Here is a 24,441-nt window from a genome sequence, read left to right on the forward strand (position 1 = left end):
CGTTATTCTGATTCAATTATACCTTATAAAAAACAAAACAGAGCGATTACTCTGTTTAGTTTGTTACTTTCATAATGGCGTTATACAAGACCCTAAAGTCCATTTTAGTAAATATCTTCGGAACTGGGTAAAGCGGATTGGCTTCATGGTAAGCATGGTCTATCATCGCTTCAAGATCAGTCTTATGAGGCACCCCGATTTGAGAAGGGATCGACAGGACTTGATTCATCGATTCAATCCAGTCGATAAAGGCTTTCGCTTTCATTTTGTTGGATACTGTTGATTCTGTTAAATGAATGAGGTCCGATAGTTTCGAAAGCTTCTTTTCAATAGATTTACCATAATACTTTAAGACATGAGGCATAATAATCGCGTTCGCGTAGCCATGAGGGACTTGGTAAAAGCCACCAAATGTATGTGCGATGGCGTGAATATTTCCAACATAGGCTCTCGTAAACGCAGCCCCAGCTTGGAAGGATGCTTTCAACATGTGTTGACGAGCGGTGAGGTTTTCAGGTTCTTCATACGATACTTTTAAATAAGTGTGAATCGCTACGATGGCTTGTTCGGCCATTTTATTGGTATAACGGGTGCCTGAATGTCCGATATAAGCTTCAATCGCGTGCGTTAACGCGTCCATACCGGTGGTCGCTGTGAAGAACTTTGGTAATTCTTTAGTAAGGGTTGGATTCAATACCGCCACTTTAGGCATTAGACTTAAATCACTAATAGCGTATTTTTCTTTTGTGTCTGGATTGGACACGACCGTCGCGATGGTCGTTTCACTACCTGTACCGGCGGTCGTTGGAATCGCGATTAAATAAGGTAATCTCTTTCTAACTTTCAAAATCCCTTTCATTTTAGAGAGTGGAGTATTGGGTTTAACGACACGAATCCCTACCGCTTTGGCTGCGTCAATCGCGGACCCGCCACCTAAACCAATTAAAGCGTCACAACCTGTTTCAACGTATTGTTGATAGGCTTTTTCAATCGATTGTATAGTTGGATTTTGAGTAACCTCTGAATAAATACTCAACTGAATGGTTTCGAGATGTATCGATTGAATGACTTTATCGAGTAATCCAATCTTTTGAATACCGGGGTCTGTTAAAATGAGATAATGTTTATATGGCAAACTCGCGAGGTGCTTTTTGAGTTCTGTTAAACTTTGATCGCCTTCAAAGACACGAGGTTGTTTCCATGGCAAAACTTTTGAAACCCACTTTAAAATCCATTGATAGATACGATATAGAACTTTCAAGGAAGACACCTCTTTTCAAAGTTATTATATCACACCGAAAATTGTGTTTGGTAAATAGTGCCTTGTAGTGCTATAATTCCGATAAGGAAGTGATTATATGAAATGGATTTTGTTAATACTAATCTTTATTATGTTTGTTTTTGATACGACCCTTTCCGTTCTAAATTATCGTAATCGTAAGGCAAAAATGCCGGATTCGGTTAAGGATATCTACGACCCTGAAAAGTACGAATCCTGGTTAAAGTACAACATGGCAAACTTTAAAATGGGTATGATTGGTAGTGTCCTATCTACCGCACTCATGATTCTATTGTTGTCCATAAACGCATTTGGCTGGTTAGAACAAGTCATCGACCCACTATCTACTTCGGTTGGTGTAGAAACGCTACTATTCATGTTGTTTTATTATCTATTTACATGGGTCATTTCATTACCGCTTGAATATTATCAAATATTTGAAATTGAAGCTTCATTCGGATTCAATAAGATGACCAAAAAACTCTTTTGGATTGACCAACTAAAAGGCATTCTACTTACCGTTATTTTTGGTGGTGGTATCATTGGTTTACTCCATTTAGTCTACCGTCAGTTTGAATCCAATGTCCTTGGATTCGCGATCTTAAGCTATTTAATCCTAACCATCATTATGATTCTAGTAATGTTACTTTCAAAGTATTTTATGCGTTGATTCAACAAAATTACGCCTTTAGAAGAAGGTCCACTAAAAACCGCGATTGATGCTTTAGGGGAACGCTTAGGCTTTTCTGTGAAGAAAATCTTCGTGTTAGACGCCTCTAAGCGTTCAACCAAATTAAATGCATACTTTAGCGGAATTGGTCATCAAAAGGAAGTTGTTCTATTTGATACACTGATTGCGAAACTAACTGAAGCTGAAATCTTAGCTGTACTGGCTCATGAACTTGGTCACGCAACCCATAAAGACACCCTTAAGGGACTCTTTAGAACCTTACTACTCTTGTTCGTTTATGTGGGCATGCTCACCGTTATTTTGTTAAATCCAATTCTATTTAAGGCCTTTGGATTATCCGGTGTTCATTTTGGATTCACACTGGTATTGATGTTTATCCTATTAGAACCTGTTCAAATTTTGATTAGTCTATTCACCAATTACGAATCCCGTAAAGCGGAATATAAAGCGGATCGTTTCGCAGCTCTCAATACATCTAAAGACGCGATGATTTCAGCCCTTCGAAAACTCACTGTAGAAAATTTCTCAAACTTAACGCCACACCCACTTTACGTTAAAATACATTATAGTCATCCACCGATTGCGAGTCGAATCGAATCGATTGAACGCGGTTAATTAGAATAAAAGCACGCCATCACTAGCGTGCTTTTTTATCTTAAAGTTGGAACTTGCCAAATAGTTTCTTAAATACCCACATTGAACCCAAGGACAGCCATACTGTTAAGATGAAATAACGGAACCCATCTAGAATAAGGTCTAATTGCGTTAGGTTTAAATCATCGTTACCACTGTACGGGAAGACGAGTTTTAAACCCTCTTTTAAGAGTAACGCGACGATGATCCCAATCGCATACTTCGCGATTTGAATCGTAGCTTTCGCTTTAACTTCGTATTTGACATAGCGGAGTTCTAAATCGTAACCCAAAGTTAACCCAATCATTGAACCTACAGCTACATAATAGTTTTTATCGACGATGAAGAATCCGATTAAGACCATAATGGGTATAGCATAATACACTAATTTGATTGGACTAATTTTGATTTTAGGGGCGAAATAAATGAAAGCGGCATATACAACGATAGACATGGCTAACCCAACAATGACGTCAGATAGGTAGTGTTGGCCTAGATAAATGCGGGCTAACATGACCAAAACGACAATCGCGATTAAGACTGGTTGAACCCATTTCGCAACTTTACCGTAGCGTTCATTTAAGACTAACGCCATCGTACCGGCATTTTGTGCATGCCCGGAAGGAAAAGAATACCCATAAGTTGGCTCTGTGATTGAGACAACCGATGTATTGGTGTAAGGTCTAGGTCTTTTCACTAAGTTCTTAAAGATATCATTAACTGCAACAGAGGTGAGGAAAATCATCATAAAACGATACGCGAAATGTTTATTGACCACCCACCATAATAGGGATGCGACGATGAGAAATACCAATTCATCGCCAAATTCGTTGAAGATTTGGAAAAAGAAATCAAAAAAATCACTTCTAAAGCTTTGAAAAAACTCAACAATACTCAGTTCCATAAAGTTCTCCTTTTGTGTTTTTCATGAACAGAATAACATATTTGCTTTCAAGTTCAAACTATTTGCTTATATTAATTATAATTAGTGGTTAGGTTAGGCAATTTTACTTGTTTTTAAAACACTGTTCATATTATATTCAATACTAATTACAAGAGGTGCAATCATGAGAAAATGGTGGATTAGACTCACATTAATATTTACGATGTTACTCGTATTTTTTGTTGTCTTATTCTACAGGCGCGACTATTCAAGTGCATATGTTCAAAGTTTGTATCTATCCGAACAATCGCATCTTATTGACCTTTCCATTAATTCTTTAGAGGGAGAACCCCTATCAATCGAAACCCATTATATGGATTTTGGTGATCCTGCTCAACCGGTAATTCTTCTGCTACATGGGGCATTCTCATCCTCACATACCTTCATACCTTGAGCACTAAAATTATCCGACAGTATCGTGTTATATTGATGGATTTGCCGTATTTTGGTTTAACTGGTCAATTTGTAGATAATCTCTCTAGTTATTGCCGTAGTGCAGCTTTAGTTAAGTCCCTGTTGGATGCGCTTGACATAACCCATGTGCATATTGCTGGTAATTCGTTAGGGGGGGCTGTCGCTTGGAATTTTGCGGGAAACTATCCTGAAATGACTGAATCACTATTACTCATCGATGCTGTACCGCCGATTCTAGAAAGACGCTCTTTTGGGTTACTGACTGAACCATGGTTGGCTGGGATTCTCAGTCAGTTTACACCGCGTTTTCTCATCAAACGACTCCTCAGAACAGCCTATGGTGACCCTACCAAACTTACGGATGATAGTGTCCATATCATTTTACGCAAAGAGGGTACAAGGAAAGCTATTTTGACCACAAAGCCTGAACCTGTATCCGATGCTGAATTGTTATCTGTACTGGAAAATGTGACTGCTCCAACGTTTATAATTTGGGGTGAAGAGGATACTTGGATTCCCATTGTGGCCTTATAAATTTTCAAAACAGCCTTAAACATTTCAGATACAAACATTCATGTCTTTCCAGATTTAGGCCATCTGCCGATGGAAGAATCACCTGATCAGTCCTTAGTCCCTTACCAATCATTTCTAGATTCTATTTTGTGATATAACAAAATCAATTAGGAGGTCATACATATGACAATTTTCATCTCTGTTTTAGGTATTTTAACCGCCGTTTTCTTTGTTTTAGCAGCAACCAATGGTTTAAAGCCTTATCTTAAGCAACCCTTCATGAAAAAGATTTACCAGAACCATCGTATCTTTGGGATGATTGCAGCATTTCTCGCGATGATTCACATGGTGGTCGCGATATCAAGTGGTGAACTCAGAGTCACTGGGGCACTCGCCTTACTCAGTCTATTCTCGACTAGTATGCTCGGCATGTTATTCAGTGAAAAGAAATCTAAAGCTCTGTATGTCGCACACCGAATTATTGGGCCTGTAACTTTCATTTTGATATTCATTCATATCATTTTTAATAGTTCAATATAAGGAAAAAGCGTGAGAAATTCTCACACTTTTTTTTGTAAAAACTCGTCTAGGCTATACAGTTTAGCACCATGATACACTTGTTCTGCGACCACATGGACGCCCACATAACCAATTTGTTTATCCTTTTGATTCAATGGTAACGCAATGAATCCGGTTCGGGGTTTGAAGCTTGCAGACATCCCATACCCTTTTTCAATCAATTGGATAGAGAACGATTCAAATCGACTTAAATCATCTAACCTCACAATATCCAAAAATACCCTGTTTCTGTTTTTTTCTGGTGTCTGATCACCGAATGGAAATACCATTTTACTGCCTCCTTTTTTGGCCATAAAATGAAAGAAAACCCATCGATAGATGGGTTTATGCGCAGTTTATCCCATCTTTCAAGCGTTAGCACCTTGCCTAAGTAGGTTGCTGAAGGGTCAATGAGCTTGTCTCTCGCCTTCTCTTTATGGTAACTTTATTATAGTTTATTCAGTTCTATTTAGCAATGATTATTTGAGTTTGAATGTTTGGGCGGCTTTAACTGCGACTTGCCAGCCATGAATCAATTGCTTGCGAGTGCTTTCTGACATTTGTGGCAAATACGCTTCTTTGAGTTGCCATGAGGATTGGATTTCATCGGTGGATGACCAGTAACCGGTAGCGAGCCCTGCTAAATATGCCGCCCCAAGTGCAGTCGTTTCGAGGACTTTAGGTTGTTCGACTCTTAAGTTTAGGATGTCTGCTTGGAATTGCATTAAGAATCTATTGACTGTTGCGCCACCATCCACTTTAAAGGATTTGATGGGCAGTTTGGTATCTTCTTCCATCGCTCTGAGTACCGCCATAGATTGGTAACATATGGCTTCCAAAACACCTCTTGCAAAATGGGCTTTAGACGTTCCACGGGTTAAGCCAAAGATTGCCCCTCGCGCATCTGAATCCCAATACGGTGTCCCTAACCCGACAAAGGCAGGTACAACATATACCCCTTCATTGGAGGAAAGTGAGGTAGCCAAGGCTTCAGTTTCTGAAGCGGATTGAATGAGTTTAACCCCATCTCTGAGCCATTGTACTGCAGACCCAGCGACGAATACACTGCCTTCTAAAGCATAGGTGACCTTATGATCAATACCCCAAGCAATGGTTGTTAACAGACCATGTTCCGAGATAATCGGTTGATAGCCTGTATTCATCAACATGAAACAGCCTGTACCATAAGTGTTTTTCACCATGCCTGTTTCAAAACAGTTTTGTCCAAAGAGGGCTGCTTGTTGATCACCAGCAATCCCAGCAATTGGGACTTTAACGCCAAAAAAATGGTGCGGGGTGGAATAGCCAACAATTTCCGAACTGGATTTAACCGTTGGTAACATGGATGCCGGAATACCTAGAATATCCAATATTTCGGTGTCCCATTTAAGTTCATGGATATTGAATAAAAGGGTTCTTGACGCATTGGTATAGTCAGTTACATGAACAGTTTCACCGGTCATTTTGTAAATAATCCACGTATCGATCGTACCAAACATTAAGTCGCCATTATCAGCTTTTTTCCTAGCCCCAGGGACATGATCGAGGATCCATTTAACTTTAGTCCCCGAAAAATAAGCATCAATGAGCAAGCCCGTTTTGGATTTAAATAATGGGCCATACCCTTGTTTATTTAATGTATCACAAATATCTGAGGTTTGACGTGATTGCCAAACAATCGCGTTATGAACAGGTTGTCCAGTTTTGCGATCCCAAACGACAGTGGTCTCACGCTGGTTGGTAATCCCAACCGCTTTGATGTCTTCCGGTTTAAGGTTCGCTTCTAATAATACCCTTGCCATCACAGCGAGGACAGATACCCAAATTTGATTAGGATTGTGTTCAACCCATCCTGGTTGTGGGTAGATTTGAGTAATTTCTTCACTCGCCATCGCGACGATATTGGAATGTTTATCAAAGATGATGGCTCTTGTACTGGTGGTACCTTGGTCGATCGATAAAATATACTTCATAGTTTTGCCTCGCTCATTGGATGGATTTTGTTGCGACAACATCGATGCCAGTATTGGCGATATTGTGTACAACTACATCTCCTATTTTAACATGATTTGTGATGACTATTTCGTCTAACAATGCCAAGATTGGAAAAATCAGTGCTTTAGGAATCGGTGATTGGGTTTTAACGGATAGTCGTGGACAATTTTCGAATTTGGTTTTAACTGTGGTGGTGACCATACGTGTGGGTGCGGTCACTTCCACAATGGCATATTTTTCACCGCGCGGACAGCGATTACCAACTACATGTTTAGCATCATCAATGGATAAATGGCAACTCACAGGACAAATAATACAGGTTAGTTCTTTCATATCGATTCCTCCAAAATGATTTCGATTGGGTCTTGGCTAATCCATTCATTGGGTTTAATGAGGATTTGTTCCATTTCAGCTGGGGCGATGTATTTGGCTTTCTTTTGAACAATGACTTGCCCATTTTGAATGACTTTAAATACGCCTGAAGTCATCTTTTTTGTGACTCTAAACGAACATTGTATCGGTTCATCGATGTGATCAAAATCAATCCAATGGGGTACCACATATCGAATGTTTTGTCCTGCTGTAACGGATTTTAATGTCGCTGTGCGTTTCCGATTTTCGAGTAAGTATTGTTTAGCCGATAGACCAGCTTGATCGCCTTCTTTGGATACCCAGTCAACCAAATCATGGACATGCAACGCATTCCCACAGACGAATAGTCCAGGCACATTGGTCATCAAGGATTGATCAACCATAGCACTTTTCGTCACTGGACTTTTCATCATTTGTAAGGTGTCAAATAACCCAACATCTGGAATCAATCCAATCGATAGTAATAAGGTGTCCACATCAAATACTTTTTCTGTTCCTGGGATGGGTTGAAATTGGGCATCAACTTGTTGAATGGTAATTTGTTCTAAGACGTTTTTCCCACGAATATCTGTGACGGTATGGGACAAATACAATGGTATATTGAAATCATCCAAGCATTGAACGATGTTGCGTGTCAATCCATTTGAATATGGCATCAACTCAGCAACCCCGAGGACTTCAGCCCCTTCTAGAGTCATTCTTCGAGCCATGATGAGGCCAATGTCTCCACTGCCCAAGATGAAGACTTTTTTACCCACTAAATAACCTGCCATATTCAAGTAACGTTGGGCACTGCCTGCTGGCAAGATGCCTTTCGGTCTTTCTCCTGGCAATTGAACTGCACCTCTGGTGCGTTCATAACAACCGGATGCGATGATGACCGCTCGACTCTGGATATGTTCATAGCCATGTTGTTCACTGCTCAATGTGATTAAAAACTCAGATTGTTTTTGAATGTCAATCACTGTTGTATTAAGACGGATTTCAATCGGATGTCCATCGAGCAATTCGATAGAACGATGGGCATACTCTGGACCTGTCAATTCAGTTTGATAACGGTGTAATCCAAACCCATTATGAATACACTGATTGAGGATCCCGCCAAGTTGTGGTTCTCGTTCAATAATGAGGATATCTAATTTGGGGTCGCTCGCAGCAAGCGCTGCAGCTAATCCGGCTGCGCCACCCCCGATGATGGTGAGGTCTTTTGTTATCATTTTGTTTTCGTCTCCTTTACCAAAATTGGGGTATGTTCTGCGTAGTAATTAACTTCATTCGGTTTTTCCCCGGTTTCTCTCGCAATAATCTTCAAAACTTCTGATTCACAGTATCCGCCTTGACATAAGCCAGCACCGGCTCTGGAACGTTTTTTAATGCCTTTAATGGTATCATTACCTGTTGGACCATGAATCGCATGGATGATATCTTGTTCCGTAACCTTTTCACATTTACAAATGAGTTTACCATGCTTTGGATATTTGGCGATTTCTTCGATTTTTTGGGCCTCTGATAGGGTATGAAATAGTGGCGTCTTTCGATAGATGGGATCATAATCTGGTTTAATTGGCAAATCGATTTTAATGACGTGTTCGACTAAGTATTGGGCAATGGCCGGGGCCGCTGTTAAACCTGGGGAATCAATGCCTGCCACATGATAAAAATGTGGGTATACTTTGGACTCTTGGATATAGAAGTCTTCAAACGATGAGGTTGCTCTCACACCTGCAAAGGTACGTATAATCAGATCAAATGGGATGTCATTAGATAATGATTGAAGGTGGGTTTTGACATAAGCTAAACCATCGCGTGTGGTGGACTCATCTTCACGGTCAGTCACTGCATAACTGGTCGGTCCCAACAAAATGTTGCCATGGGTTTGAGGAACAATGAGTACACCTTTGCCTGCTTGGGTAGGTAACGGATAAATGACGTTTTTAAACAAGCCTACTGCTTTACGGTCGAGGACAAAATATTCCCCTTTTCGTGGGAGAATCTTGAATTCAGGTGTGGGTTCAATCATGGCAGCGATGAGGTCACTCATGACCCCTGCTGCATTGATGACATGCTTCGCTTCAATCTTTGACCCATCTTTTAACTGAATGGTGAAATGCGATTCATTGGGTTCAATGGATACGACCTCAGCATTTTTTTGGAAGGTTGCGCCATTATGGATGGCATTCGCAACTGCATGAATCGCGACTTCCCATGGAAAGGTCACTTTCGTAGTGGGTAATGATAGTGCCTTAGTGATACCTTTGGACAATCTAGGTTCAAGGGTTTGTATGGTAGGTTGATCGATTATTTTAACATCAGTTACCCCATTGGTGTGAGCACGTTCTAATAAAACTGCTAATTGGGCTTCTTCTGCTTCATTATGGGCGACAACGAGTGCGCCGGTTCTAAGTAGATCAATGTCCAGTTCTTGTTCCAAAGTGTCATATAGTTGATTGCCTAGTACACATAGTTTGGCTTTCAGTGATCCAGGTTTTGGATCATGTCCGGAATGGATGATGGCACTATTCGCAATCGTTTGATGGCTAGCAATGTCATTTTCTTTGTCCAGTAAATGGACGGATACTGGGTATTTCGATAATGCTCGGGTAATCAATGATCCGATGATGCCGGATCCAATCACAACATAGTCTTTCATAAAAGGCCTCCTAAAAATGAAAAAGAGAAAAAATTGTATCTAAACAAGTCGTTTTTCTCTAGGGTCTCTTTTGGGATTAGGTTTTATCGATTACTGCTTATGCCCAATAATCTGGGTTACTGGTAGTGACTGCGACAGCACCTGCCAACAAACAGGTAGCGATTTGATCTTTTGAACGGATTAAGCCACCCATCAAAATATCACAACGAATGTGTGTTTTGATTTCTGGAATCAAATCCGTACACAGTGCTGGTAATACCTCTAAGTAGTCTGGATTCGCTTTGCTTGCGACCTCAAGACTTTGTTGTAACGAGATGGAATCTTTTAGAAAGAACCTCAAGATGCCAATGACGTTACGTTTTTTACAAACATCAATGACTTTCGGCTTCGAAGAAATAATCCCATCTACTTTAAGGGTTTGAATCAAATAGATGGCACCAAATTCATCCGATGAAAGGCCTTTGATCAATTCTGAATGAATCAATACCTTTTTTTGTTTACTGCGCATTTCTGCAACCAAATCAGGTAATTGGGCTAATTGAAAATTCATCAATATACCGCAAGTCAAATCGGTCAATAAGAATTTTCTCAAATCAGCATGACTACTGATTGCTGGGATGATCCGTTGATTTTTCAACATTTTTGGGACTCCTTAAAAAAATAAATAGCAAAATCAAAAACACATAAAACTATGGTTTAATTCGACTTTGCTCTATTCTCTGCATACATTAAGTTCTATTTTCATTATAATGGTTGATACCTGGGTTGTCAAGCGGGAGTCTCTATCGATATTCGTTCAACATCATAAACAAATATGCCCCTAAAAGGGGATTTCCTAATGACTCGCCATTTCATCCATATAATCACATAAGGGTTATTGACACGTCTATTCAAGCAATGTTATAATGACCTCGACAACGTAATGTAAGCGCTTAGAGAACAAGAACGGGGGCCTGACTATCACTTATGTGATTTTATTGGTGTCGTTCTTTTTTATACTTTTATAGGGGCTTATCTTACAAAACTCAAAACTAAAAAGGGAGAAGAAAAGATGTTAAGCAAACTGTCTAAACCAGCTAAATGGCTGGTGATACTGTTACTCATCGTAATCGTATCAAGTTTTTTCGCTTCAACGGTTCAAAACTCATTCTTTACTGTTAAAGTAGACAAAATCAGTTTTGAAACAGAACGTGGTGAACTGTCTGGGTATTTATACAAACCTAGAGGCGTGACTGCAAATAAACCTGCACCTGCCGTTATATTAACCCATGGCTATCTCAATAATGCTGAAATGCAAATGATTGGGGCAATTGAGTTATCTAGAAGAGGTTTCGTTGTACTCGCATTTGATATGTATGACCATGGAGATTCTGAATGGGATACCCCAGCTGCGTTCAGCTTCTTTGCAAGATCAGTCTATGATGCAGTTCAATACATGTATGATCAAAACTACGTATTGAAAGCCGCTAACGGGGATGGAATGATCGGCGTTAGTGGACACTCCATGGGTGGTTTCTCATCGAGTTACGCAGTTGTATTTGATGAAATAGATTTCGCAACCAATGGTTACCGCAAGATTGCAGCAGCTTTACCAGTCGGTGCTGACTTTAGATATATTGGTGTGGCAGACCCAGATACCTATTTCGGACCTCGTTCCGCTGGCGTGATTGCAGCGCATTGGGACCAATTCTTCTTTGATAACGTGACTGCAGCTGCGAATGGTTCTGTCCGTTATAAGGACTTTGTCAAAGACCCTGTCGGTTTAAAATTCTTAGGTCGCGACGATGAAGGCAGTGCTCAAGCTTCTGTTTGGTATGATCGTGATGGCGGTCAACGCATTATTTATACACCAGATGAAACGCACCCTCAAAATCACTGGTCATTAGAAACAGGTAAAAATACAGCTGATTTCTTTGATCAAGCGTTCAAATTTCAACTCGATCGTCATGCTGACTTAAACAGTTTGTCATCCTATGGTATTGATACTAAGAGTGGCCAAGTATGGTGGTTGAAAGAGGTATTTACAACTATCTCATTGGTAGCCCTATTCTTAATGATTTGTCCAGCATTCTTATTGCTCACACAAGTGAAGATTTTTAATAAAGTCTTTGGTGAACCACAAAAAGTGGCTACAGTTGAGCTCAATTCAAATCTAAAAGCGTTAAAATTCATCGTCATTATCGTCACTACACTGCTTGGTGCGTTCTACATAACCATTTTTATGGATCGACAAGCAGCAGGACTTAATTTACTTGCGAAGACGATGCACTATATCATGGGTGGTACATTCGTGGTTATTATTGGTGCGTGGCTCATGAGTATGAGTAAGCCAGAAACTGTCAAAGTAGCTCAAAAAGTGACACTAGGCGCTGGTTTAGTCTTATTTGTTGCGTTAGCATTCCGTTGGTTCTTGTTGAACCCAACCATCGTTACACGTTCAACTTATTGGAGTGCGCCTTCGATTAATACAATCGCGTATTGGGCAGTAGCCGCTGCTGGATTAACCTTCCTAGCCGTATTTGGTACAACCCCTGTATTCAATGCAGGCTTAAATGTTGAAAATCCATATGGTTTGAAAGCAACTTGGATCCAAGTAGGCGCTTCTCTATTAACTGCTGTGACCTTGACTGTTGGTATGTTCTTAGTCGTTGGACTCATGGAATGGATTTTCTTAACAGACTTCAGACTCTATGCGTATGCGATTAAGATTTTCAATGCTCGCCAATTTACGGCTGCGCTTCGATACATGCCGTTATTCTTCATTTATTACTTTGCATCCGCAATCGCGATATTTGTGAATACCAAAGGCATGAAAGCTTGGAAAGCTGACGTATTAGCCGCATTCTTATTGGTCGGACCAGTTCTATTATTCTTAGTATATCAATACTTTGTACTTTATAATACCGGTGTGGCAGCATTCCCAAGTTTCTCATTATCTTCGATTCTATTGGTTGGTTTAGTGCCTACCTTGGTCGTAGCTGGTATCGTGATCCGTCGATTCAGTGAAAAATCTGGCAATATTTGGACTTCAGTGTTTTTCACAACCCTATTCTTCACCTTGGTTGCCTTAGCGAATACGGCTGTATATTTCATTCAATTTAAATAAGGCTCAAAAAAATCCACTATTCGGTGGATTTTTCTTTGATTAGAATGCTGAGGACATAATTGAGTGTGATGATGCCTAAAAAGCTTGTGAAAAAGTATGCATAAAGTGTTGCTTCTTGCCAAGTCATGATGAGCATTATGAGTAGGATAAGAAAAGGGACGCCGTACAGTAGGGATAATGCGATGGCTGTGGAGGTTTCTTTATAAGGACTTTTGACACATTTGAAATTGACCAATCCAACGCCTAAAAAATAGATTAATAGTACGATCAAGGCACTACCTGACATGCCTGATTGATATTTACCCCATAAATAGAATAAATTGGCATATTGTGTCATCCATAAAATGATGGCTAAAATAAATCCAATAACAAAAAAATGTTTTCTATGCATACGTTACTCCTTATAGATTGATTAATTATCACTATATCATACCTAAAGCTAAAAATAAACCCTTGGTGAGGATTACTACCAAGGGTTTATGTTCGTTTATTCGATTTCTTGTGGGACTAATAATGCTAAGATGATTGACCCATCTGGGTCGACAACCCATAAGTCTGAGGTTGCGATATTGTTGAGGTTTGTGGTCCACCAAGCGGCGTCTGTTGGATTCGCTACATTCACAAATGCAACCGCATTACAATGTGGTGTATCATTCGTGACATTTACAAGATGCTGGTTTGATCCATGACCACAATCGTCTATTTTATTATTCATTGTTTATTATATTTTTATTGTTTCACACTATTTTTGTTTATGTCATCGCTTACATATGCACGTACGCTATGTGTTTAAAATATCCATAATAAAAGCCCCTCAAATGGCGACATTTAAGGGGCATGTTATAAATTCAATTCAGTTTATTTGACCATTTTTTTGTTCATGTTACGGTAAGCCAGTAATAATAAAACCATCGCGATGAAGAAGCATCCAATCATTAAGTAAATCATTGGAATATCAATCCCGAATACACCGATATTAAGTGTACCATAAGGTTCTTCAAGTGCGTTCGCTAATGGTTCTGGGACTGCTGCGTAGGCTTCTTTTAATAAGACTTGTTTCAATAAAACCGTCATGTGTGTAAAAGGCATTAAGGATGCGATGTTTACCATCCCTTTCCCCAATACCACTAGTGGCATATAAATCCCACTCATAAACCCAATTACAGTACCTAAGACACCTGCAAGTGCACCAAATGCATTTTGGCTCTTGATTAAGGTGACTAAGAATAACATGAGGGCTGAGGAAATAAATGTATAAAATAGTAATAATAAGGATGACACAAGAATGGTTTCTAGACTATACCAATACCCGGAAGCGAAACCAACATAAAGCACAGTTAAAATCCACATCATTAAGGATAAAGCAAAGGTCACTAAAACAGATGAGATGAAATACGATAAGATGACTTTATAACGTTCAACTGGGGTGACCATAAACCCTTCTAAACGTCTGGTTTCTAAATCCGATACGATGGTGCCCATAACACCTAAGGATAAGGATACAGTGTTAATAACAAGGACTCCACCCATAATGACCCCTACACCTAAGAAGAGTCTAAGTTCTTCAGAGATGCTATCAAATTCGGAACCTGAAGTATATTGTTTACCTAAGAATAGGAAATATAAACCGAGTAGGATGATGACCGATAAGAATGAAAAGAATAAGGCTGCACGGTCTCTTAAGAAGACTTTAATGTTACGTTTGATCAATGCAAGCATATTATACATGGTGTTCACTTCCAATCACTTCGATGAACACATCGTCCATCGAACCTTTGATGACTTCAAATTGTTTGATGTTGTCTTTAAGCTTTTCAATAAGCATGATCGCATCTTTCGCATCTTCTACTTGCATAATGTATTCATCCGAGACTTTTTTGTGTGTTCGGTTCAATGCTTCTAGCTGTTCTACGAGTTTTACTTTATTGTAAGGTACCACTTTTAAGCGGTCATAAGAATACTTCGCTTTAAGACTTGCCGGGGTTCCTTCCGCAACAATCTTACCTGAGTTGATGATGACGACATGGTCGGCAACCGCGGCTTCTTCCATATAGTGGGTGGTTAAGAAAATCGTCATCCCTGAGGTGGTTCTTAAATCATCAATCACTTTCCAAACGACTTGTCTGGTTTCAGGGTCTAAACCAGTTGTTGGTTCATCGAGTAACAAAATTTCAGGATTAGAGAACAACGCTCTCGCAATCTCGGTACGACGTTTTTGTCCACCGGATAACGTTTTAAAACGTTGGTTTTCAAACTCATCTAGCATTAAATACGTTCTGAGTTCTTCGTAGCGTTTTAACACACCTGCTTTATCGTTGATATATAAAGACCCTCGATATAAAAGGTTTTCTTTAACCGTGAGTAAATCATCTAAGATATTGCCTTGAAATACGACACCAATCTTGTTTCTAAAATAGGTGTCATCCGTTTGACCGTTTAATAACACGGTCCCTTGGTCTGCATCTAATAGAGTGGAAATCACATTGATGGTGGTGGATTTACCTGCCCCGTTCGGACCTAAAAATGCGAAAAGCGACCCGCGACGCACTTGAAAAGAGATGTCGTCGACCGCTTTGATATCGCCATAGTACTTCTTTAACTGCTTGACTTCTAAAATACTGTCCATATTGCACCTCTACAATTGTTATTTTATATCAGTATAGCACAATTATTTCATTATTTTCACATTTCTTTCATTTATTACATAAATATTAAACAATCTTTTCCATCAAAAAAGGCCTTTAAAAAGCGCCTTATTTTTTTAATCTTTATGTGGAATCTCTTAAAATAATTTTACCTATTGGAATTTGTAAGTCAGGGGTTTTATCATTGAGTAGATCAACCAATGCGTTCGCGACCTGTTTTCCCCACTCTATATGGTCAATTCCAATCGTTGAAAGTTTGGGTGAAACGTAACTCCCTAAAACAATATTATCAAATCCTGCGACCGCGACATCGTCTGGAATCGCGATTTGATTTTCTTTTAAAGCTTGAATGAGTCCAATCGCGGATTCATCGTTTGCACAAAATATGAAGCGTGGGATTTGTTTGGAATGTACCAATTGAATGCCTGCTTGATAGCCACTTTGAATGGTAAAGTCACCTTGTATATAAGTATGGGGTAAACCCACTTCACTTAGCGCTTGTTTAAACCCATCGTAGCGATGGTTGTTATTAAACGCGATGGTCGGACCGGATAAGTATCCAAAATCACGATAGCCTTTTTCAAGCATTTCTCGGATAAATCGGTACACCAAACCTTCGTTATCGATGAGACTTGGATAAATGTTTGGCCCTTCTAAGATACGGTCTAAGACGAATAAGGGGTGACCAAACGAAGCATAATGCAGTAATGTGTCATCGCTGAGCTGTCCATCAAATACGATTGCACCATCGATTTGGCGTTCCTTAAGTAGTGTCGATGACGCTTTGCCGGAACTCACGATGATGTTTAAATCGTTCGCTTGAAGGGCTTGACGAATGCCTTCAAGGACATCTGAGAATACCGGACCACCAAACCCATACACAAATACACCGACATTGCCAGTACGTTTGGTCTTTAAATTTCGTGCACTCGCGTTTGGATAATAATTCAGTTCTTTCGCAATCGCTAAGATCTTCCGTTTGGTTTCTGGATGGACATTGGATTGATTGTTCAGTGCGTAAGAGGCCGTTGAGATCGATACCCCAGCTTTTTTCGCAACATCTTTTATAGTTGGCATCTGATCATCCTTTCTAAATCTATTATAAACCACCCTAAAGAAAAATGCTTCTAAAGGTAAATCCTCTAAAAGCATTTTTCTATCTATAGTGGGGGATTAATTAGGACGCGATGGCTTTGTTAGATACCATAGCAGAGATGATGTCAAAGGATCCTGACACACTCTTTGTACCTGGTTCAGCAAAAATGATGACGCCTGTGATGCCCGCTTCAATTTGAACTTCAACGGTCACTGGGTTTGTACCATCAAAGGTCACGGTTCTTTCAACAGAGTTGTTGACTTTAACCATTACAGATTTACCAGCTGTACCTTTTAAGACTAGAGTGACTGTGTTCAAGCCTTCTAACTCTTTAGCAGTTACTGTTGATTTCAAGAAAATCCATTCTTGCGTATCACTCTTGGTGTAGTTAACTCTTGTTAAACTACCCAAAGTAACAACTTCATAGGTATTCGGGTCATTTTCTACCCAAGTTTCTAGTAAATCAGCGGAATAGGATAGATATGCTTCTAAGATTTCAAATGAAGCTGTATCTGGTGCTAAATCTGGGCTACCAAACATATAAATTGACATAAATTGGTCCGCGGTAAATGTAAGGGTAACAGGTTGATCATTTTCGAAGGTGACAAACTTTTCAAGAGCACTAGAGTCATTTGGTTTAACCAATACACGTTTACCAGTAGTACCTTTTAAAGTAATTGTTAAGGTGTTATAACCTTGTGTGTCTTTCGCATTAAATACAACTCTGAACCATTCCCAACTTTGACCATTAACTTTAGTGTAGTTAACAACAGTCTTGTTCGCTTGGAAATCAAATGTGTAAACAGTCGCTAAGTTCGCAACCCATTTATCATTAAATAATACAGGTTTTGATAAGTCATTTTCACTTGGTACATAAGAAAGTGTAATTGAAACAATTTCAAATGATCCCGAAACAGATTCTGTATTCGGTTCAGCGAAAATGAGTAACTTCGTGAAGGATGCAGCTTCGACAGTCACAGTGACTGGGTCTGCATTGGTGAAGCTAACAGTTTGTTCTAACGCACCTAAATCATTTGGTTTAAGTAAAATGGATTTACCTGCAGTACCTTTAAGTACGATAACCATCTTGTTCAATCCAGCGACTTTTTCTGCGTTAAATGTATTGATCATATATGACCAATGTTGTCCAACACCTTTAGTATAGTTCACAACAGAACCATTAAATGTGTACACGCCTGGGTCATTGCTGGTCCATGGGGAATCTACAACATAGTCTGAAGATTTAAAGGTTACACTGTGAATTGTAAATTCGCCTGAACCCATACCGCCAGGTACAGCGAACATAACAACTTTGTTTAATGCTTCTAGTTGAGCAGTTGTCATTTGAGTTAAGTCGATTGTAAAGACTTGTTTAGTACCATCAAAGGTAAATTGCTTTTCATAGTTTCCAGCTGTGGATTCAACTTTTAATAGAATGGTCTTGTTTAATTGTCCAGTCATTTCGAATTCAAGTTTGGAGAAACCACTGAAATCGCCATCAACCAAAGCATACATGAAGTTCCAATCGCCCTTCTTAGCGTAATCAACTTCAAATGCATTTCCACTTGGGGTAATGGTATATACTTTGTCGCCACCATCATACCAATTGCCTAAACTGAATGTAGCGTCTGTTCCGTTATATTCATTGACTTCAAATACAGGTTCTTCATATTCATAATCTGCAGTCATGAAGGCTTGTTTAATGGTGATTTGACCTGCAGCTGGTGCTAAACCGGCAGCGATGAAAATCTTAAAGTCGGTGATTGCGTTCTTTTGTTCTAATGTTAATGAGGTTAAGTTGATAACCAACGCTTGTTCAGAACCATCTAACCAAATTGAGGACTCAATTGCGTTGTATTCATTTGGTTTAGCTAAGACTTTATGGCCTGTAGCCCCTTGAATGATGAATACTGCATAGTTAAAGTCGGTGAAATCACCTTGTACACGGTTGATCATGAATGACCATTCCATACCAGCTGCTTTATCATAATCGATAACTGCATTGGTACCAGAGTAGCTGATTTCATAAACGCCTTCGTCATTGGATTCATACTTTTGATTAAAGTTGAATGTAGCGTCTGTACCGTTGTATTCGTTGACGTTGGTTTGAATGTTATTGAATCCATCATTAATGATGAATCCATCTGCAATCTCAGGTGAGAAGGTAAGTGCTGTGATCTTTAATAACCCGGTAGAAGCTTCTTTACCAGGTGCAGCGATGATGACAACACGGTTTACTTTCTTCATGAAGTCTGATAATTGACTAAGATTCCATTCAAAAGTCCCTTTAATCGCTGTGATGTTTAAACCAACTTGTTTAGCTGGTGTACCATCTTTGGTTTCAAGACGGACTTGCATCGAACCCATACCTTCTGCAGTAATGACTAATTTCTTATATACGGATAAGTCTTTAGTAATTTCTACACTTCGCATGGAAGCGTTCGGGAACGTCGCCTTATTGTAGGATACGTTAAGTTCAGTTGCAGTATTGGTATTGAAGGTGTAAACGCCATCGCCACCATCGGTCCAACCGCTGAGGACACTTAAATCGGTTACTTCTTCAGGTGTATCTTCCTTACAAGCAGCAAGTCCGAATACCAACCCAACTACTAAAAAGAGTAAAAATAGTTTTGTTGCTTTTCTCATATTTCCTCCTATTGTTTGAGGGGTTTGACTGGCAAACCCCTACTAATGACCTAATCTTTAAATCGCTTCTGGTGTTACAAATGTGAATAAGGATGGTAAGGTTGCTAAAGACCCTGATAAATCGGTTGCAGTTGGGGTACTTGAAATATTAAATGCAACATATTGATAATTACCCCAGAAGGCGTTATCGAGTACAATCGTACCGGTTAAGTTATTGGTTCTAAACATAACAGAATACGTATTGAAAGAGTAATCCATATAAATGACTCTAACTTGATAACCTGCTGCAATTTGAATAGAGGTCATACCATCAAAATACGCTTTGGACAATACATTTGAAGCTGCGAAGCCCTTACTAAATGTATCTGTTCCTGGTGTCACAGCGATTGCGTAGTTATTCCAATAACCACTAACGAAAGCTAAATCGGCATCGACGTGAGCAATCTCTTCTGCCGTAAATGGTACGAAGGTTAACTTCGCTGGTAAGGTATCTAAAACGGTGGATATATTGGTTGCATTAGGCGCAGTTGAAATGTTGAATGCGACGTATTGGAAATCTTGGTAGAATCCATCGGTAAGCGGCGCAGACCCGACAAAATTTTCGGTACGGCTCATGACTTTAAATCCGGTTTCGGTCTTCGATAAGAATACCAATCTCACTTGATAACCAGATTCAATTTGTACTGTAGTACCTGGTCTCATGAATTGACGTGGAATGATGTTCGACCCACCAAAGTTTGGCCCTGCAGTTAAGGCTGTACCATTGAGATTCCAATAACCACTCGTAAATACGATTGGATCCATATCGAATGTAAACTTCGAATAAAGAGTATCAAGTTCTCCTGCAACACTGGTGTTATCGACCTTAGAAATGTTGAAGGCGATGTATTGGTTTGACCCCCAGAACGTTTCATCCAAGGTTATTGTACCTGTTAAATTATTCGAACGGGATGAAACCGTGTATTTTCCGTAATTATCATAGCTTAAGAAGATTACTCTTACTTGATAACCGGAAGCAATCGTAATCGAATTGATTGAATCGTAATAGGATTTCGATTGTGGTTGTGAAGCAGCGAAACGATTTAGGAAGTTTTGGTCTGCATTCACGGTAGTGATCGCGGTCTTACCGCCTTCCCAATACCCTGTGATAAAGCTGAATTCTTTATCGACATGAGGGATAACCGCTGGATGTAAATCAACAACAGTTGCCATATCAAGGGCTGTCATATCGACATCGGAATTGGTGGTTGTGATGATGATCGCTAATAATTCTTTACCAGTTGAGAAGGTTTCATTGATATAAAGTGGTGCAGTTTGATAATCACTCACGCTTAATACATGGTATTGACCTTCTGAATAATTCATCACAACGTATGCAAACTTATAGCCTGCTTCGACTTCGATAACGGTATCGTTGTTGAAGTAACCTAAGGTGAGTGGATTGGATGAACGGTGGTAAACGGATTCCGCTAACACATTACCGTCTAATTGCCATAAACCACTAGACCAGGTAAGGTCTTTGTCCATATGGCCTAAACCAGTACCTTCTGGATGGTAAAGTTTAAATTTTGACGCGACTTCAGAAAGTTTAGATGAAATGTCAGAAGTTGGGTTGGTTGCGATATTGAATGCGACATACTGGTTTGTACCCCAGAATGCAGCGTCTACAACAAAGTAATTTGTCGTGACTAAACTTGATCTCGATAAGACCTTAAAGGTGTTTTCACCCGTCTTTTCAAGATAGATGACACGGTATTGATACCCAGGTTGAACGACGATTTCAGAACCTACCGGTAACATGCCTTTCGAGATTGGCATTACAGCTGCGAAGTTTTTGTGTAATGCGTCTGTATCTGGTGAGATATTTGTTGCGTTATCTGCCCAGAAACCTTAGAACAAATTCAAATGGGTATAAGACACCATTCACTGGAATTGGTTCTGGTTCAGGTTCTGTTGTAAATGTAGAATTTGTGACTTCGTATGGTTTCATATAGGCATTGTTTACCGCTTCGATCGCCATTTCTTGTAAGAGTGCTGATACACCAGTTGGACGGAATATCGTTTCTTTATTTAAAGTGAATCCTGTAATGCTCTTAAAGAACATTAAGGCTGCGATATAACGACCTAGTGGGTCAGAAAGGTGATAACCATCTCTTGTGAGCATATCACCAAGATAGGATGTACGTGCATTTTGAATCGCAGTACCTGAAGGAATCACGGTCATCACTTGTGAGAGTGGGGTGATTTTCTTCAGTGTCGCGTCAACAATAGCTTCATACATGGTCATTTGATTTTTATCATAGTTGTTAAATCCACTGTGTGTTGAGTTTTGTTGATAAGCCCAAGTCATGTGCCATAGGATTTGTACATTTGGATTCGATGCGTTATCTAATACAAAGTTTGTTAAGGTTTCAACATGGTCTGCATAATTAGCTGCCATACCACTAAAGTGGCTCGCTTGTTGGAAAGTGACAACGTCCCAGCGTTCAGCACGAATGGCTTGTGATAACTTCACGCCATTTAGGGTTTGCATGGTTGCGCCTTCATAATATTGATACGTGTACGCGTTTGCGTCATTGGTTAAGTTTGTAACATGCAGTGCAAGTTCAGCCCCACCAATATACATATTCGCAATCACAATGTTTTCAACCGCGACACCATACGATTGAGCGATGCTCCATAAGTAACGATGTGCGTCTTCTGAGAAGCTATTACCAATCGATAAGACCTTGAAGGTTTGATTGAAGTTGGTTTCGCTTGCCCATTTCGCATACAATGTGATGTCTTCCATCACGACCTCTGTTTCGAAGTTAAATAGATTTTCATAAGCTTCGTCCATAAACCAGCCAGCGAACACGAATCCAGCTTTCACTGGGTCTTCGGGTCTTGCAATGGTTCTACCACGAGAGGCAACTATTGAATCCACTTCGGATCCACCCTCTGTATCAAAAGTAACCACTGGTTTAATTAAATTCCATTTCGCATAAAGTGTTAAGTTATTGTTTACGACATCGGTGAAGTCCCATTCAGTTGTGTAAGATAGGTCTGTGTACCAACCATCAAAAATGTACCCTTCTTTAACCGGTGTTTCTGGTTCTGTAAGGACAGACCCAGCAGTTACTAGAACCGGTTCATATGGGGTTCCGAAGTCGGAATCGAACACCACCAAGAATTTACCTGGTATCGGAGTCCATTTTGCGTAAAGTTTTATATTGCCAGTCACTTTATCGCTAGCAAACTGCCAAGGTGTTGTTAAGCTACTTTCTTTAAACCAGCCCGCAAAGGTGTACCCATCTCTTGTAGGGTCAGTTGGTTTAGCCATTAATGTGTCTTTTTCTACTTCTATTGAATCAATGGCTAAGCCGCCATTCGATTCAAATGCTACTGTGAATTTCACAGGGTCACTTGGGGATGTTACACACGCTGCCAGCGAGAGTACCATCAACAATCCGACTAAAGCGTAGGTGAATCTTCTCATACTTTTCCTCCCTTGTTTTATTTTAAAACTAGCATCGAAACGTTTCGATGAATTGATGAGAAAATGGATAGTTTTAAAATCCATTATCTAATTCCTAGTATATTTGAAAAAAAACCATTTGTCAAAACAATTATGTAAGCGATTTCTATTTAAATGTATATTGAAATTATTGAAATAACGGCCTCATTTTTGAATCATTTCAATTTCACTTTATACTATGTATAGTTTTCAAAGCATTTACTTACACTACTTCGCTTGAATAGAGATTCACTAAGTAGAAAAGAAAAGACCTCCAAGTGGAGGCCTATGCTTCATCAAATACGGTATTTCTAACCACCCATTGGTGCATCTTCAAATTGACCCAGAAACCATAAATGCCAAGGGTGATAAGGGTGAGTAATAACCATTTGATCCATTGACCAAATAATCCCATCCCAGTACCGATGAATTTTAGACGTTTCCCTTCAATATAGGTGTTGCTCGCAACAAATTGATGCTTAATCACAATCGCGAAAGGTGTTAATATCCCTAAGCTGATTACGATGATAAAACTTGAAACTAAATTGTATACGATGGTCATAAATAGACCTGCTGTATATTCTGATTTTTGCATATTTATCTTTTATAGAACCCAATGGTCCTTTCTCCTTTGGTATTAGATGAAACAAAATAGATATTGGTGATATTCTCAATACCACCTTCTTGAAGGCTAGTCCATACTTTATGTTGTAAAACTCTAGTCGACCCTAATGGAATCGTGTATAAGTACACTATTATTATAACAGTATTTACAATGATTTATAAATATATAAAAATCAATTCATCCCACTACCTAAAGAGAAAGAGGACTTCTTGATTGTACAAAACCATTTTGTTTTGAACCACCTAGAAACAACATATTATAGGTTCCATAAAGCGGTGTTAAATCGCTGATTGAAGGCATTTTAAGGACTTTAATCGTAAATGTTTTTTCTAACCCATTTAGGGTAGCTTTCAATGTGACTTCAATATCGCTTTCCTCTTTTGAAGGACGGGTTACTGTCCCGGTTTCAGAAATAACATTTGGATGTGAGCTCGTCCAAGTAATGGTGTATTTCCCGAGCTTCTCCATTAAGTCCAAATCGCTCTCAGTAATAAATAACCTTTCTGAGTCGCTGTAGGTGATCGAATCCCCACTTAATACAAGTTTTTCAAGGTCAATGTCTTCTTTAGTACACCCTGTGATGAATAGGATGAGTAAAATACCTAAAATTAGTTTTACATTTTTCATCTATCTGATCTCCTTCATGACTTCAATCGTTTGGTCTAAAAGACCTTTCGAATCCATTATAACAAATATAGTTTACATCTATAGATATTTTTCAAAATTTATGTTTTAAGTCAATACTATGTTTATTCTAATAAGTTAGTATCTATTAATAT

Annotated in this window: 24 protein-coding genes and 1 riboswitch; of the genes, 6 read left to right on the plus strand and 18 right to left on the minus strand. The window is 39.3% G+C overall.

The window, feature by feature from the left end; genetic code table 11:
- Window positions 1–55 precede the first annotated feature (55 nt).
- Window positions 56–1,261, minus strand: a complete 1,206-nt coding sequence (locus tag N7603_RS07500) for an iron-containing alcohol dehydrogenase (RefSeq protein ID WP_262096808.1) — start codon at window positions 1,259–1,261, stop codon at window positions 56–58.
- A 97-nt stretch (window positions 1,262–1,358) separates the two neighbouring features.
- Between N7603_RS07500 and N7603_RS07505 the strand changes: the two genes are divergently transcribed.
- Together N7603_RS07505 and N7603_RS07510 are read left to right on the plus strand one after the other, a co-directional pair.
- The gene (locus tag N7603_RS07505) at window positions 1,359–1,949 is read left to right on the plus strand and encodes a M48 family metalloprotease (protein ID WP_262096809.1); all 591 of its coding nucleotides are present in this window, start codon (window positions 1,359–1,361) and stop codon (window positions 1,947–1,949) included.
- A gap of 9 nt (window positions 1,950–1,958) precedes the next feature.
- Complete coding sequence (locus tag N7603_RS07510; protein WP_262096840.1) at window positions 1,959–2,585, plus strand: M48 family metallopeptidase; 627 nt, start codon at window positions 1,959–1,961, stop codon at window positions 2,583–2,585.
- 40 nt (window positions 2,586–2,625) lie between these two features.
- Here the strand turns inward: N7603_RS07510 and N7603_RS07515 are convergent, their stop codons facing one another.
- Window positions 2,626–3,507 (minus strand): phosphatase PAP2 family protein, encoded by an 882-nt coding sequence (locus N7603_RS07515; RefSeq protein WP_262096810.1) that lies wholly within the window; start codon window positions 3,505–3,507, stop codon window positions 2,626–2,628.
- Window positions 3,508–3,670: 163 nt separating this feature from the next.
- Here N7603_RS07515 and N7603_RS07520 point away from each other — a divergent pair, with 163 nt between their 5' ends.
- The 3 genes from N7603_RS07520 to N7603_RS07530 all read left to right on the plus strand — a co-directional run bounded on the left by N7603_RS07520 (window position 3,671) and on the right by N7603_RS07530 (window position 5,013).
- Window positions 3,671–3,940 carry a hypothetical protein gene (locus N7603_RS07520; protein ID WP_262096812.1) on the plus strand — a complete coding sequence of 90 codons (270 nt, stop codon included), beginning with the start codon at window positions 3,671–3,673 and terminating at the stop codon, window positions 3,938–3,940.
- Window positions 3,937–4,494 carry an alpha/beta fold hydrolase gene (locus N7603_RS07525; RefSeq protein ID WP_262096813.1) on the plus strand — a complete coding sequence of 186 codons (558 nt, stop codon included), beginning with the start codon at window positions 3,937–3,939 and terminating at the stop codon, window positions 4,492–4,494. The genes N7603_RS07520 and N7603_RS07525 overlap by 4 nt, the downstream gene beginning before the upstream one ends.
- 162 nt (window positions 4,495–4,656) lie before the next feature.
- Complete coding sequence (locus N7603_RS07530) at window positions 4,657–5,013, plus strand: hypothetical protein (protein WP_262096814.1); 357 nt, start codon at window positions 4,657–4,659, stop codon at window positions 5,011–5,013.
- Window positions 5,014–5,033: 20 nt separating this feature from the next.
- Here N7603_RS07530 and N7603_RS07535 read toward each other — a convergent pair whose 3' ends face one another.
- The 6 genes from N7603_RS07535 to N7603_RS07560 all read right to left on the minus strand — a co-directional run bounded on the left by N7603_RS07535 (window position 5,034) and on the right by N7603_RS07560 (window position 10,688).
- Complete coding sequence (locus N7603_RS07535; protein WP_262096815.1) at window positions 5,034–5,321, minus strand: hypothetical protein; 288 nt, start codon at window positions 5,319–5,321, stop codon at window positions 5,034–5,036.
- Between the two features lie 68 nt (window positions 5,322–5,389).
- Window positions 5,390–5,474, minus strand: a riboswitch (SAM riboswitch).
- A gap of 36 nt (window positions 5,475–5,510) precedes the next feature.
- Window positions 5,511–7,004 (minus strand): glycerol kinase GlpK, encoded by a 1,494-nt coding sequence (gene glpK, locus N7603_RS07540; RefSeq protein ID WP_262096816.1) that lies wholly within the window; start codon window positions 7,002–7,004, stop codon window positions 5,511–5,513.
- 13 nt (window positions 7,005–7,017) lie between these two features.
- A complete protein-coding gene (locus tag N7603_RS07545) occupies window positions 7,018–7,359 on the minus strand; it encodes a DUF1667 domain-containing protein (RefSeq protein WP_262096817.1) in 342 nt (113 codons plus the stop codon).
- Window positions 7,356–8,615, minus strand: a complete 1,260-nt coding sequence (locus N7603_RS07550; protein WP_262096818.1) for an NAD(P)/FAD-dependent oxidoreductase — start codon at window positions 8,613–8,615, stop codon at window positions 7,356–7,358. The genes N7603_RS07545 and N7603_RS07550 overlap by 4 nt, the downstream gene beginning before the upstream one ends.
- Window positions 8,612–10,048, minus strand: coding sequence for an NAD(P)/FAD-dependent oxidoreductase (locus tag N7603_RS07555; RefSeq protein ID WP_262096819.1), 1,437 nt, complete (start codon window positions 10,046–10,048; stop codon window positions 8,612–8,614). The genes N7603_RS07550 and N7603_RS07555 overlap by 4 nt, the downstream gene beginning before the upstream one ends.
- Window positions 10,049–10,145: 97 nt before the next feature.
- Window positions 10,146–10,688, minus strand: coding sequence for a glycerol-3-phosphate responsive antiterminator (locus N7603_RS07560; RefSeq protein ID WP_262096820.1), 543 nt, complete (start codon window positions 10,686–10,688; stop codon window positions 10,146–10,148).
- Between the two features lie 411 nt (window positions 10,689–11,099).
- Here N7603_RS07560 and N7603_RS07565 point away from each other — a divergent pair, with 411 nt between their 5' ends.
- Window positions 11,100–13,154, plus strand: coding sequence for an alpha/beta fold hydrolase (locus N7603_RS07565; RefSeq protein ID WP_262096821.1), 2,055 nt, complete (start codon window positions 11,100–11,102; stop codon window positions 13,152–13,154).
- A gap of 16 nt (window positions 13,155–13,170) precedes the next feature.
- Here the strand turns inward: N7603_RS07565 and N7603_RS07570 are convergent, their stop codons facing one another.
- The 10 genes from N7603_RS07570 to N7603_RS07615 form a co-directional block, all read right to left on the minus strand.
- On the minus strand, window positions 13,171–13,545 hold the full coding sequence (locus N7603_RS07570; RefSeq protein ID WP_262096822.1) for a hypothetical protein: 375 nt from the start codon (window positions 13,543–13,545) through the stop codon (window positions 13,171–13,173).
- Between the two features lie 96 nt (window positions 13,546–13,641).
- A complete protein-coding gene (locus N7603_RS07575) occupies window positions 13,642–13,869 on the minus strand; it encodes a hypothetical protein (RefSeq protein WP_262096823.1) in 228 nt (75 codons plus the stop codon).
- Window positions 13,870–14,012: 143 nt separating this feature from the next.
- A complete protein-coding gene (locus tag N7603_RS07580) occupies window positions 14,013–14,873 on the minus strand; it encodes an ABC transporter permease (RefSeq protein ID WP_262096824.1) in 861 nt (286 codons plus the stop codon).
- Window position 14,874: 1 nt separating this feature from the next.
- The gene (locus tag N7603_RS07585; protein ID WP_262096825.1) at window positions 14,875–15,780 is read right to left on the minus strand and encodes an ABC transporter ATP-binding protein; all 906 of its coding nucleotides are present in this window, start codon (window positions 15,778–15,780) and stop codon (window positions 14,875–14,877) included.
- Window positions 15,781–15,922: 142 nt separating this feature from the next.
- Window positions 15,923–16,876: a LacI family DNA-binding transcriptional regulator gene (locus tag N7603_RS07590; protein ID WP_262096826.1), complete on the minus strand. Its 954-nt coding sequence runs from the start codon at window positions 16,874–16,876 to the stop codon at window positions 15,923–15,925.
- A gap of 100 nt (window positions 16,877–16,976) precedes the next feature.
- A complete protein-coding gene (locus N7603_RS07595) occupies window positions 16,977–19,541 on the minus strand; it encodes a hypothetical protein (protein WP_262096827.1) in 2,565 nt (854 codons plus the stop codon).
- Window positions 19,542–19,598: 57 nt separating this feature from the next.
- Entirely contained in the window at window positions 19,599–21,359 is a 1,761-nt protein-coding gene (locus tag N7603_RS07600) for a hypothetical protein (protein WP_262096828.1), read from the minus strand.
- A 55-nt stretch (window positions 21,360–21,414) separates the two neighbouring features.
- Entirely contained in the window at window positions 21,415–23,019 is a 1,605-nt protein-coding gene (locus N7603_RS07605) for a DUF4886 domain-containing protein (RefSeq protein ID WP_262096829.1), read from the minus strand.
- A 304-nt stretch (window positions 23,020–23,323) separates the two neighbouring features.
- Complete coding sequence (locus N7603_RS07610) at window positions 23,324–23,632, minus strand: DUF898 family protein (RefSeq protein ID WP_262096830.1); 309 nt, start codon at window positions 23,630–23,632, stop codon at window positions 23,324–23,326.
- A gap of 219 nt (window positions 23,633–23,851) precedes the next feature.
- Window positions 23,852–24,289, minus strand: coding sequence for an immunoglobulin-like domain-containing protein (locus tag N7603_RS07615; RefSeq protein ID WP_262096831.1), 438 nt, complete (start codon window positions 24,287–24,289; stop codon window positions 23,852–23,854).
- Window positions 24,290–24,441: the final 152 nt, after the last annotated feature.

This window comes from Paracholeplasma vituli, assembly GCF_025446935.1.
GTDB lineage: Bacteria > Bacillota_I > Bacilli_A > Acholeplasmatales > UBA5453 > Paracholeplasma > Paracholeplasma vituli.